This window comes from Aquisphaera insulae, from assembly GCF_011064615.1.
GTDB lineage: Bacteria > Planctomycetota > Planctomycetia > Isosphaerales > Isosphaeraceae > Aquisphaera > Aquisphaera insulae.
Genome location: NZ_JAALJH010000149.1, coordinates 1 through 12,034 on the forward strand (window position 1 = coordinate 1; position 12,034 = coordinate 12,034).

The window sequence follows — 12,034 nt, forward strand, 5'->3', positions numbered from 1 at the left end:
TATCCCGTCGTCCCGGGGAAGAAATTGGCGAGTCAGGACCTTTACATCCTGACCAGCAGCCGGACATTCTCCGCCCCCGAGTCGCTCGCGTTCGACCTGCAGGCGTTGGGACGCGCGACGATTGTCGGCGAGACGACCGGCGGCGGTGCCCACGGGACGACCCCCCATCGGATCGCCGATCATTTCCGCGCGAGCATCCCGTTCTCCCGCTCGATCAACCCGGTGACAAAGACCGACTGGGAGGGGGTCGGGGTGAAGCCCGACGTCGCCGTCCCGGCCGACCAGGCACTGCTGACGGCCCACCTCCTGGCCTTGAAGAAGGCGCGGACGCGGTACGCCGGCGACCCCGGACTCATCGGCGACCTGGACCGCGCGATCGCCGAAAAGGCGTCGGAGCTCGATGCGTTGAAGGCGAACCGGGCCGGGCAGCGATGAGCTGCAGGAGGAAGTCGGCGACCGTCGAGGAGAGCCCCTCGTCGCAGGCTCGCCCGACCGAGAGGCCCAGCGGTGGCATCAGTCGCCACGGAATAAGAGTGGGAATCAGCGGGGAATCAGTGGCCACGGGGATCAGTGGAACCAGTGGCCACGCACCCATCTGCGAACTAATTGGACAAAAGTCGGCCAGCGCATGTACTCGGTGGCTACGTATCCCCTTGTGTGCCTGGCCTTCGATCGCGCCCTCGTCGTTGGTGCCGAAGCAGTCGTTCCCCGCCCTGACCGGAAGAAGTCGGCGGATTTACGGACTGATCTGCCCCTCGCCGGCCGGCTTCGAGTCGCGGGCAGAGAGCTTCCTGTGGTGGACGTCGAGCAGGAGCTTGCGGTCGGTACCCGTGAGGGACCAGTCGCGCTGTCGCACCGTGCCGTCCTCCTCGAAATCGAGACGCACGACGCGGCGGTCACCCCCGGATCCCTTCAGGTCGAGCTGCAAGGCACCCCCGTCGAGTTGGGCCAGGTCGCCCTCGTACACGTCGCCCCGCTGTGACAGCGCGAGGCAGCGCAGCACGTTCGCTCCGGTGTGATGGTAGACGTACGCGTCGAGCAGGTATTCTCCATCCTTCGAGACGATTCGCGCGTAGACCGCGTCGGCCATCGGCACCCACTCGATCGTCGATCGGCCGTGGTCGGCCTCCCAGGTGTGGCCCAGGAGCGGTGCGAGGGGTTTGAGGTGTTCCGACGGTTTCGCCCCCTCAACGTTCCGCAGCCTTGGGGTGGCGGGAGGCCTGGAGCGGACGTGTTCCCACTCGACCAGGGGCTTGAATCCACCGGCCCCGGAATCCTCGAGTAGCGTTTCGCGGTATCTGTCCGGGCCGTCGAACGCCCAGCGCAGGCCGATCCTGCGGCGGCGGCCAGTCTGGTGGAGGTCGAATACTCCCTCAGCCCTCTCCCCCTTGAACGTGATCGTCCCCTCGGAGACGCCCCGGGCGAACGGGCTCAGGACCAGCCCCCGGACCTGCCTGAGTTCGGGGTGCCAGTAGAAGACCTGCACCTCGCGCCACGGCTCGCCGCCCGCCCCGGATCCGTCGGTCATCCGGCGGATCGAGTGCTTGCCCGGCCCCCAGTGCCAGGTGTGGAACATGCTCGTACCGCTGCTGGCTGTCTGCCGCCACTCGTCGCCGACCAATCGCGCGAAGGGACTCATCGGGTCGACGGCCGTGGACGAGGGCTCCTGGTCCGTCAGCGCACCCAGGCTCCTGTCTTGCCAGCCTGTGCACGCGGTGATCGCGGCGATGAAGGAAAACGCGACGCCGGCATGACGGAATGGCGCGGCTCGGCCCGGTAGGCCGCTCTCCGCGAGAAGGCCGTGAATAGGACGCGTCATCTTCTCCCCGCGATCGTGGTCTTGAGGGAATCAGTGGGAATCAGTGGCCACGCACCCAGGATAGCGGAAGGAATCAGCGGCCAGGAATCACTGGTCATAGGGAATCAGTGGCCACGCAAGGAATCCAAGGAATCCGTGGCGAAGTAATCAGTGGCCACGAAAAAATCTGTGTCCACGCACAGGATCGAGAAAGAAACAAGAGCCGGGAACCACCTCGGCTATCCGCTCCAAAGCCCCCGGGCCACTCCCCTGGTGCCTGGCCTCCGGAGCCCGGGAAGGAGGGCTGTGCTCAGTTGCCTTCGTGCCGCCTCACCGAATCGATGACCGCCTGCATGGCGTCGAGGTACGTCGTGAGCGCCGTCCGACCGGTAGGCGTGATCCGGTAGGTGGATTTCGGTCGCTTCCCGACGAACGCCTTCTCGCAGGTGACGTAGCCGGTCTCCTCCAACTTCTGGAGGTGCAGGCCGAGGGCTCCGTCGCTGACACCGTGCTGTTTCTTGAGGGACGTGAAATCCAGTGGGCCGTGGACCTGCAACGCCGTCAGCACCCCGAGGCGGATGGGGCCGTGGACCGTCGTATCCAGGCCGTTGAAGTCAATCGGTGGCATGCTCGACCCCGCTTCGCAGTTGACGGGCCATGACGATCGCCGTCGAGACCCCGCCGAGGGCGAGCCACCCGCCCACGAGCAAGCCGGCTCCCTCATAGCCAACCCAGGGGCAGATCGCACCCGCCAGCAACGTCGAGAGACCAAACCCCAGCGTGTATCGCCTGTCCCGTTCGGAAACGGCAGCCGCCACGGAGAACAGCCCGGCGAGGAAGAACGTGGCGGCGGTCAGGGTGCCCGCGGCCAGCCCATTCTTGACGCCCCAGATCGTGAACCCGACGTAGAGAGGCACGACCACGACGGCGGCGACCCAGGAATGACGCTGCTCACGCCAGAACAGCGGGGCGGCCTCCTTCCTGCGATGGCCCAATGTCGCCATGAGCCCCAACGCCAGCGCGACAGGCACGAGGAGAAGCCCGAGGTATGCAAGATGAGAGGCGGATCCCGGAGCGGCTGGCTTCACCGAGATGCCCGTCACCGCCGTGATCACAGCGAGGGCCCCGCCGACACACGCCAGGGCGAGGCAGGCCCAGACGTGTTCCCACTCGAAAGGATGCCCCAGGCCCACCGCCCGTCGCATCACGGCCAGATCTTCGCGCACTCGATCCAGGCTCGAATCGCTCATGACGCTCTCCGAATTGGCAGCCAGACAAAACTCTTGAACGACGATTACTCTGAATTAAAGAGTATGTGGCGATGGTCTTGGTGTCAAGTGCCAGGAGCCCAACTAACCCGGACAGATCACGCGGAATCCGAGCATCAGTGGCCACACGGAATCCGTGGCCATGAATTCAGTGCGCTTTGCCCAGTTTTCTCTCCTTAGGTGCCTGGCCTTCGATGGCCCCCCGATCGGGGAACAGGTCCAACTGCTGCTCATTGATCCGGTTCAGCGCTTCGCCGCGTCGATGTTGCTGGGACGGAGGTAGGCCATCAGCAGCTCGTCGCCGCAGAAGACGTAGAGGGGGAGGTAGCAGTGGTGGTCGTAATAGCCGTGGAACAACCGGCCTTCCTGCTGGCCGTGGAGGCGATCGTCGGTGGCGTCGAATTGAAAACGTTTGGTGGGCGAAGGGTTGTTCGCGGCCGGCGGATTATTCACCGCGTCGAAGTTGTCCAGGAGGCGAGTGATTCGCGGTAAATCTCTGTGCAGCATGGTCTTGTGAACAATCCGATTCTCTGGATCGCGAATTGCTATGAGCCGCGTGCGAATCAAGCTTTGCTCGAGATCGACCCCGCACGAGGGCTGTTGAGGCGATCTGCGCAGAGTTCGGGACCGATGCCGGGTCAAAGGGCTAACGAAGGGGCCATCTCCATGCGACTTCGGACAGGATTCACGTTGATCGAATTGCTCGTGGTCATCGCGATCATCGCGGTCCTGATCGCATTGCTGTTGCCCGCAGTTCAGTCGGCACGGGAGGCCGCAAGGCGGATCCAGTGCACCAACAACCTCAAGCAGATCGGATTGGCGCTGCACAACTACGAAGGGATCCACGGGCGTCTGCCATCTGCGCGGGTCGCGGGCGGCGCAACCGGAGCCTCGTACTGGTCCTCCTTGGCGCAGATCCTCCCGAACCTGGAGGGGCAGACGATCTCCAACTCCCTGAATTTCCAGCTCAATCCGAGGCCTTCCGCGACCAATCCGGTCAACTACGCCAACACGACGGGGATCGCGTCGATCGTCACAGCGTACCTGTGCCCGAGCGACCCGAAGGCCGACCGGGTGATCGCGGACTACGGGCCGACGAACTACGTCGCGAACGCGGGGAGTGGCACGATCAACGGTGGAAGTTTCACGGTGACCAGCGGGCTGCCGGTCCCTGACGGCCCGTTCTACAACGGCTCCGGCGTGCGGTTCGCAGAAATTCGCGACGGCCTCAGCAGCACTTCGGGCATCAGCGAGGTCATCAAGGGGACGGGCACCAGCACCACCGGCACCTCACCGCCCGACACTATCCGTTACTTCGCGTTCGGCAACCCGGGCTCGGGGGGGCTCACGGATGCCTTCTGCTCCGGCCTGACCACATGGAATGCGGAGCGCGGTCGCCAGTGGTCGCACGGCAGTTTCAGCGGGGGCGCGACGTTTAACCACTACTCCGCTCCCAACAGCAAGTCCGTCGATTGCATCTACGACACGGCCTCTCGCAGCTCCGCCAGGAGCTTCCACGCGGGGGGTGTTAACACGCTGTTCCTGGACGGCCACGTGCAGTTCGTGAAAGACACAGTGGATCTCCGGACGTGGCGGTCGATTGCGTCGATCGCGGGTGGAGAGGTGGTCGGGGCCGATCAGTTCTGAGACCTCGCGAGTCGCATCAGGAACTATTAGACATGATCAAATCTGGAATCCGGGGACGCTCGCCGTGGAGTGCCCTCGTGGTGGCATTGATCTTCGGGCTCTCCGCGTCCTGGGCGTCCGCTCGGGCGGATGATGCAAGGCCTCGCATCGCCTTCATCGGTCTGCACGGCGGAGTCTACGAGGCATTGGAGCCGGTCGCCAAGGAGCTCGACATCCGCACGGAGTACGTCAGCGACGCCGAGATCGCCGAGGGCCGGGTTGACCTCTCGGTCTACAGGGTCATCTTGATCCAGCACGTGCGCGAAGAAAACAGGGACCAGTATCGCTCGCTCTTCCTGGCGGCGAAGAAGGCGAATCCGGGGCTGCACATCCTCGAACCCCGCCCCGGCACGCTGAAGGGGATCTTCGACGACCTCGGCGATCGGAGCCCGATCGAGTTTGACGCGGAAGTCGACTACTCACCCGCCTCGCGGGCGCATCTCCGACGATTCCTGATCGCGCTTTCGGTGAAGTATCTCGGGGCCAGACGGGAGATCCCGCCGCCGGTTGCGGCGGAGACGCGAGGACTGTTCCACCCCGATCATCCCGGCCGCTTCGAGTCGGTTGACTCGCTACTCGCCTGGTCGTCGTCGCGGGGGAAGCCGCCCGAGGGGCGGCCTCGCGTGGCCGTGATCGCCCATCAGACCCATCTGGAGTTCCAGCAGGCGAAGGTGGTCGACGCCCTGATCCGCGAGTTCGAGAAACGAGGAGTGTTGGCTGCCGCCTTCGTCGACTCGAAGGAACAAAAATATGAGGTGACGATCAAGGCGTTCCACCCCGACCTCGTCGTTCACACCTGCCACACGCAGGAGACCGTCGAGTTGCGCGAGGCACTCGACGCTCCCCACATACACTCGGTCTATTTCCGCAAGCAGTCGATCGAGCAATACAAGTCGAGCCTGGAGGGTATCGCAGCGGGTGAGTCGATGCTCCACGTGATCGGCCCCGAGCGGCTCGGGGAGATCGAGCCGCTTGTGACATCCGGGACGGTTCGGGGCGGCGGCAGCGAGGAGGCCTTCACTCCGATCCCAGAGCGGGTCGAACATCTGGTCGACCGGGGGCTCTCGTGGATCAAGCTTCGGCGGACCCCTGACGCCGTGAAGAAGGTCGCGATCCTGTACTACGACCGCGAGCTGGGTAAATCCGAGCTGATGCGGGGAAGTCCCACGGGGATGTTCATGAATGCCCCACGGAGCATCGTCCGGCTCCTCCAGAAGATGAAAGCCGAGGGCTACTCGTTCTCGAGAGTGCCCTCTTCGGACGAGGAACTGCTGGGCTGGATGAAGGACCACGGCCGCCAGGTGGGGCTCTGGGACCCCGCCGAACTCGACCGCCTCGCGCGGAGCGGAAAGGCCGTCCTGATCCCGGAGAAGGCTTATCGCGGCTGGTTCGAGTCGCGCGTGCCGGAGACGGTGCGGGGGCAGGTCCTCCAGCACTGGGGTGCGGCTCCCGGCCAGTTCATGGTCTGGGAGAATCAGGGCGAGAAATTCATCGTCATCCCCCGAATCGATATGGGCGGAGTGATTCTCTTGCCGCAGCCGCTGCGGGGCGAGGTGCAGGATCCCACAAGGCTCCACACCGGCGTCGTCGCGCCGCCTCACAATTACCTCGCGACCTACTTCTGGCTGGAACAGGAGTTCGGCGCCGATGCGCTGATCCACTTCGGAACCCACGGCAACGAATTCGGCCTGCCTGCTAAGCAGGTCGGTCTCTCCGAGCGGGACTGGCCCGACATCCTTCTGGGCCGGATGCCCAACATCAATCCCTGGATCATCGAGAACACGGCCGAGGCCCCGCTGGTGAAGCGGAGGGCGTACGGCGTGCTGGTCGGCCACTTGCCTCCCCCGGTGATCGGGGCGGGGTTGTCGGACGATCTCCTGAACCTTCAGGGGCTGATCGAGAAATATAAGTCCCTGGAAGAGAATGGGGTCCGCCAGGCATTTCTTCGGCAGATCGAGGCCGACGTCGCGAGACTCAAGCTCGCAGGAGAGGCCGGCGTCCCCGGCGACGTCAAGTCCCCGCTCACCCCCGAGCAGGTGGACCGCGTGGGAGACTACCTGCACGAACTCGCCACGGAGACGACGCCGGTCAGCCTTCATGTACTCGGCGAGCCGCCGCGCGAGGATCTGCTGATTCCCTACCTGGTCACCATCCTCAAACGCAGATTCCTGGATGGGCTGTCGACCGTGATCCCCATCCCCGCGTCCTCGAAGTCGCCAGCGGCTCGCGAGGCGTTCCTGCGTCCCAGGGCGGAGCAGGCGATCGAACTGGTCGTTCGCCGCGGACTGGCCCCGCGCGAGGCGCTCCTGGCGGTCGGCGCCTCGATCCCTCGCGAAGTTCCCGAGGATCTGGCCAAGGGGTTCGCGATGGCGACCGACCTGGCGGAGCGGTTCGGCGAGACCCACAACGAGATTGATGGCATCCTCAAGGTGCTCGACGGGCGTTTCCTCCCGGCCGGCCCGGTCAACAGCCCAATCCGCAACCCGGCCGCCGTCCCCACGGGCCGCAACCTCTACACTCTGAACCCCGAGGAGATCCCGACGCGGCCCTCCTGGGAGGTCGGCAAGAGGTTGGTCGATCAGCTCCTCAAGCGGTCGATGGATCAGAAGGGGCGTTATCCGACTCGGGTTGGATTCACCCTCGGGTCGATGGCCTCCTTCCGGGATTTCGGAGTGATGGAGTCGCAGATCCTCAACCTGCTCGGGGTCGAGCCGGTGTGGGATGAGAAGGATCTCGTCAATGACGTCCGCCTGATCCCCGCGTCGCAGCTCAACCGTCCGCGCATCGATGTGTTCATCGCGAACTACTCGGGCGGCCGTTACTCGGCGAACCTTCCGGGCCGGCTCGAACTGATCGACAAGGCGATCCGACTCGTGGCCGACCTCGACGAGAAGGATAACCCTGTCCGGGGGAATACCCTCGCGATTCGGGCCGACCTCGAGAAGGCCGGTCTGGCGCCGGAACGCGCGGCGGCACTCTCCCGCGCCCGGATCTTCGGTCCGCATCTCGGGGACGACTCTCAGGGATCCGGGGGGATCTTCGCCCTGGTCCAGCAGTCCGGTAGCTGGGAGCAGCGGGAGCAGATCGCCGCGGAGTATTTGGCCGGCGTCCAGCACGCCTACACCCAGGGGCACTGGGGCGAGCGCGCTCCCGAAGCCTATCGCGCGGCCATCCAGGGGACCGAGACGATCGTGCGTTCCTGGTCCGATAGCCTCCGCGGGCCGCTCTCGAGCAAGTATTACTGGATCCAGGGGGGGAGCCTCAGCCTCGCCGTCAAGCAGATGACGGGCAAGGAACCCGAGTTCCTCCTGTCCGACGTGCGCGACTTCGACAAGGCCCAGATGGTCCGCGCCGAGGACGCCTTGGTCCGGGAGGCCCGCGCCCGCCTCTTCAATCGCAAATGGATCGAAGGCATGATGAAGGAAGGGTACGCCGGCGCTGACCAGGTCGCCGTCCTGACCTCCAACGCCATGGGGTGGTCGGTGGTCCGGCCGGAGAGCATCCCCCAGCACACCTGGGCGCAGATCGAGGCGGTTTACGTTCGCGACGAACTCGGGCTGTCCATCCGCGAGTGGTTCGAGTCGCAGAATCCGTTCGCGTTCCAGGAGGTCAGCTCGACCCTCGTGGAGTCGATCCGCAAGGGCTACTGGAAGGCAGACGCCGCGACCTCCCGTCGGGTCGCCGAAGCCTATGCACGGTCCGTGATCCGACACGGCGACAGCGGCGGCTTGCGGAGCGGGGGAAACGTCGCGCTGAACCGTTACGTCGAGCGGACTCTCAACGATTCGGGGAGTGCGGACCTCGCCTCAATCTCGAAGACCTACCGGTCACGGATCGACGCCATGACGGCCCCCACATCGCAAGCGACTGTGGCTCAGAATTCCCCCGCACCGGCCGTCTCGCCTCCGCTAGCGGCCGCTCCGCCGATCTCATCATCTCCTGCTGCGTCATCTCCTCCTGCACCGGCGACAGCCGCGCCGCCGTCGACGCCTCGCCCCACTGGCCCGTCCCAGGGGGCTTCCGACGTCGTCGAAGCCACACGTCTGGCGGAGGCGTCTGTGGTGCCCGGCCCTAAACCATCCGGGGGTGCCCCCACCCAGGCGTCACGGAATGTCCCCGGTCCGTCGAGTCCGGCCGACCCGACGTCTCCCCTGACCTCATACGCAGGCTGGATCCTCGGCGCAGTCGGCTTGATGCTCGTCCTCGGCGGCTTCTTCCGGAGGAGGAATCCCGCGTGAACGAACGTCTCTTGTCGTGGCTTTCGCTCGTCACCAACATCCTGATGGCACCTGTCCTCGTGGCGCTCGTCGTCATGATGTCCGCGACCCTCTGGATGATTGGCGGCCTCGCCCGCGAGGCCCTTGACCGCGTCAGGGGCCGCCGCGCCTGGAGGAAGGCGATCGAGAAAGTCGGATCCGGCGTCTCCCACCTCGGCCTCATCGAACGGGGTGACCTACCTTCCGAGATGGCCCGGATCCTCCTCCGCCTCGACCGCTGCGCCGCACCCGCCGCCCGCAAGGTGCTCGACGACATCGAGCTTGAGATGGCGAGACGACTCGCCTGGCTGTCGTTCGCCACCAAGGTCGGCCCGATGATCGGGCTCGTTGGCACGCTCCTGCCCCTCGGCCCCGCGCTACGGGGGCTCGCGAGCGAGTCCCTCGGTGAACTGGTTCGCGAGCTGGAGATCGCCTTCACCTCCACGGTCTTCGGCCTGGTCATCGGCGGGCTGACGTACGCCGCGAGCATCCTCCGTCGCAACTGGTACGATCAAGATGTCTCCGACCTCCAGTTTGTGCTCGACGCCGTGTCGCCCGGAGCCCGCGATACGTGCTCCCATCCATTGGAGTCGGCTGATGCCTAGGTCGCGTCGTCGCTGGGATTCCCAACAGGAGGACGACCCCCTCTCCGGTCTCGTCAATCTGTTCGACCTCTGGATGGTCTTCTCGATCGCGCTCCTGGTCATTTTCGCGGGCTCGATCAAGAAGCGGCCATCCTCCGCACCCGACTCGGCCCCTCCTGACCCGGGCGCCCGAATCGCCGTGAACAGCACACCGAGAAATCTCGATCGCGTCCGGGTCAGCCGCGATCAGCTCACCGGTACCGGCGAGAAGCTTGGGACCGCCTACCGCCTCCCGTCTGGCGAGGTCGTCTGCGTCCCCGATTGACGGCGCGCCCGACAGGGCACGAGAGCCAGAGTAGACGTCGGTCGAGAACTCGATGATCGAGGAGTCCGGTGGGGCATTCCGGCTCAGGTGGCCGGCGTACTCGCACCGCGCCTCAAGTCTGGTCTGACGTCCTCCGTCCCTCTTCGATGACCTTTGTGACTCTCGGCCAGCGGCTGGCGACGACCCAACGACCCCTCGGCGATCGCCGCGCGAGCGGACGTGTTGCGGCCGCCCGAAGCTCGCAGGAGATCCGTCGCGCGTTTCGCGGCCGCGGCGAATCGACCGCGCGGCTCGCCGGGTACCGTCATTCATCGGGGCCGCCGGACGTTCCCGCGGCCCGGACCGGAGGCGGCGCGGCCCCTCCGGCGCGAGGCTCGGACCGCGTGGCTCTGCCGAGGTCGCCGTCGGCCACTCGATCGCGAACCAGAATGCGACTCGCGTCGCGGGCATGGCACTCTGGAGTTCCAGCGCGGCGGGCCTGGTCACCCGGGCCTTCCAGTGGTGGAGGCTCTGGAGTCGGGAGAGTCCGCGCAGGTGTACGATCCCTGCATCAGTGATGCCCGGATTGTCGTGGAGTTCCCGCCGGCGGAGTGCCGACAGCCTCGAGATCGAAGTGAGTCCGGTGTCCGTCACTCGCGTGTGGTCGAGCTCGAGGGCCTGGAGCTTCGTAAGGCCTTCGGGGGCCCGATGGGGACATTGCGATTGCCCCCGGGGGCCCGATGGGAACAGGGCCCGATGGGGACATTGCGATTGCCCCCGGAGATCTGGGGAAGAAGGTGAGACTCGATTTGCCGCTATCCGGGGGTCCGTGATCGTCTCCGTGAAGGTGCGGGCGATCATGACTGGCAACGTCTTGCAGCCCCCCGAGAGTTCGTCCTTATCCCAGGATCAGTTGGTGTAGGTGGCGCGGTGGGCTTGCTGCCATCGGGGTCGGAGACTGTATCGCCATGACGCCGTGATCCGTCATGAGTGGAGCAACGTCCCGTAAGCCGTGGGGTTACTCCGCTCCTCTGTGGCCACCCATCCGCTCGCGTGGGATCTGCTCCTGGGAAGGTGCCTCTCTTGTCCGGTCGCGGCGGGACGGATCGCTGCCCGAATCCCCAGGGACGGATCGAGGAGCCGGATAAGCGGGCCGGCGGTCCCTCCCGGGCACGGTTTTCCGATTTTGGTGAAACTGGCCGCCGCCTTTTCGGGATTGTACTGGATAGGCGCTCGCGCGATTGCGCGCGCTTCACCAGGTACAACCCACGTGAAGGCGACCGGCGATGAAGACCAGGGTTCAGGTCTCGGAGAAGAGTCGGAAGGCGACGGCGCGGCCGAAGGGCCGGGGCGTGGATCCCCGGGGCATCGAGCGGAGGACCGCGGATTACCTCAGGGACGCGGGCCTCGGGGCCAGCGACCATGAGCGCGAGCTGCTGGCAAAAGCCGCCGAGCTCTCCTGGAAGATCGAGCAGGCCGAGAAGGCGGAATCCGCTTTCCTAAAAAAGGTTACGGCGAAGACAAAGGGGCCGCGGAAGCGGTTGCCCGCGACGAGCGAAGCCAATCGCGACCGGGTCGAAGTCCTCACGAAAAAGCTCCTGGCATGGACCGGCTGGGTCGACGATCCGAGCGAGCAGGCCGCCGCGATCCTCGCCGAGCTGGAGACCACCGAGGCGGGCCGGCTGGCGCTCCGCGGGCACTGGCGGACGCTCCGCGACTGGATCCGGCTGGGGGGCGAGATCGGCCTCCCCGAGCGGCATCAGTTCGTGCGCTTCCTGGGTGGTGATTCCTGGGATACGACGATCGATCCGCTGATCAACGCCGTCTTCCGGGCCTGCAATGCGCTCGATCCCAAGGGCATGGCCGGCTGCGACGCCTATTTCGCCGCGGCCAGGAAGAATGCAGCGAGGGGCGAGGGACGAGGGGCGAGGGGCGAGGAGGAGCAGACGGGGGAAAGGGGCGAAGAGGGAGAGAATAGGATCGAGCAAGAGCTATCCGGATCGCTCACCTGTCCTCCTCGCCCCTCGTCCCTCGCCCCTCGCCCCTTGACAGGATGCCCGGACTTCCTGATCGAGTCGCTCTCCTGGCGCGAGCTGGGGCCGCCGCCGAGATCGGCCGATGCGGCCTGGACGTTCCTG

At 65.7% G+C, this 12,034-nt stretch carries 9 protein-coding genes and 1 pseudogene; 6 read left to right on the top strand and 4 right to left on the bottom strand.

Going from position 1 to position 12,034, the window contains the following annotated elements; genetic code table 11:
- The coding region (locus tag G6O54_RS35345; protein WP_205679149.1) for a S41 family peptidase at nucleotides 1–435 on the top strand (435 nt) is incomplete at its 5' end.
- A 301-nt stretch (nucleotides 436–736) separates the two neighbouring features.
- Here G6O54_RS35345 and G6O54_RS35350 read toward each other — a convergent pair.
- The 4 genes and pseudogenes from G6O54_RS35350 to G6O54_RS35365 form a co-directional block, all read right to left on the bottom strand.
- Nucleotides 737–1,819 carry a hypothetical protein gene (locus G6O54_RS35350; protein ID WP_165235185.1) on the bottom strand — a complete coding sequence of 361 codons (1,083 nt, stop codon included), beginning with the start codon at nucleotides 1,817–1,819 and terminating at the stop codon, nucleotides 737–739.
- A gap of 289 nt (nucleotides 1,820–2,108) precedes the next feature.
- Nucleotides 2,109–2,426, bottom strand: a complete 318-nt coding sequence (locus G6O54_RS35355; RefSeq protein WP_165235188.1) for a winged helix-turn-helix domain-containing protein — start codon at nucleotides 2,424–2,426, stop codon at nucleotides 2,109–2,111.
- The gene (locus G6O54_RS35360) at nucleotides 2,413–3,048 is read right to left on the bottom strand and encodes a hypothetical protein (RefSeq protein WP_165235191.1); all 636 of its coding nucleotides are present in this window, start codon (nucleotides 3,046–3,048) and stop codon (nucleotides 2,413–2,415) included. Before G6O54_RS35360 ends, G6O54_RS35355 begins: the two co-directional genes overlap by 14 nt.
- Nucleotides 3,049–3,315: 267 nt before the next feature.
- Nucleotides 3,316–3,468 (bottom strand): annotated as a pseudogene (locus tag G6O54_RS35365) (transposase); the annotation flags it as partial.
- Nucleotides 3,469–3,732: 264 nt separating this feature from the next.
- Between G6O54_RS35365 and G6O54_RS35370 the strand changes: the two are divergent.
- The 5 genes from G6O54_RS35370 to G6O54_RS35390 all read left to right on the top strand — a co-directional run.
- Nucleotides 3,733–4,713: a DUF1559 family PulG-like putative transporter gene (locus tag G6O54_RS35370; RefSeq protein WP_165235194.1), complete on the top strand. Its 981-nt coding sequence runs from the start codon at nucleotides 3,733–3,735 to the stop codon at nucleotides 4,711–4,713.
- Between the two features lie 32 nt (nucleotides 4,714–4,745).
- Nucleotides 4,746–8,990 carry a cobaltochelatase subunit CobN gene (locus G6O54_RS35375; protein ID WP_165235197.1) on the top strand — a complete coding sequence of 1,415 codons (4,245 nt, stop codon included), beginning with the start codon at nucleotides 4,746–4,748 and terminating at the stop codon, nucleotides 8,988–8,990.
- Nucleotides 8,987–9,613 (top strand): MotA/TolQ/ExbB proton channel family protein, encoded by a 627-nt coding sequence (locus G6O54_RS35380; RefSeq protein ID WP_165235200.1) that lies wholly within the window; start codon nucleotides 8,987–8,989, stop codon nucleotides 9,611–9,613. The genes G6O54_RS35375 and G6O54_RS35380 overlap by 4 nt, the downstream gene beginning before the upstream one ends.
- Nucleotides 9,606–9,917 carry a DUF2149 domain-containing protein gene (locus G6O54_RS35385; protein ID WP_165235203.1) on the top strand — a complete coding sequence of 104 codons (312 nt, stop codon included), beginning with the start codon at nucleotides 9,606–9,608 and terminating at the stop codon, nucleotides 9,915–9,917. The genes G6O54_RS35380 and G6O54_RS35385 overlap by 8 nt, the downstream gene beginning before the upstream one ends.
- Before the next feature lie 1,265 nt (nucleotides 9,918–11,182).
- Nucleotides 11,183–12,034: hypothetical protein (locus G6O54_RS35390; RefSeq protein ID WP_165235206.1), on the top strand; the 852-nt coding region annotated here is incomplete at its 3' end.

Coding starts and splice junctions, on each gene's coding strand:
- G6O54_RS35385 (WP_165235203.1), top strand. CDS start 9,606: ATGCCTAGGTCGCGTCGTCGCTGGGATTCCCAACAGGAGGACGACCCC.
- G6O54_RS35375 (WP_165235197.1), top strand. CDS start 4,746: ATGATCAAATCTGGAATCCGGGGACGCTCGCCGTGGAGTGCCCTCGTG.
- G6O54_RS35355 (WP_165235188.1), bottom strand. CDS start 2,426: ATGCCACCGATTGACTTCAACGGCCTGGATACGACGGTCCACGGCCCC.
- G6O54_RS35370 (WP_165235194.1), top strand. CDS start 3,733: ATGCGACTTCGGACAGGATTCACGTTGATCGAATTGCTCGTGGTCATC.
- G6O54_RS35350 (WP_165235185.1), bottom strand. CDS start 1,819: ATGACGCGTCCTATTCACGGCCTTCTCGCGGAGAGCGGCCTACCGGGC.
- G6O54_RS35360 (WP_165235191.1), bottom strand. CDS start 3,048: ATGAGCGATTCGAGCCTGGATCGAGTGCGCGAAGATCTGGCCGTGATG.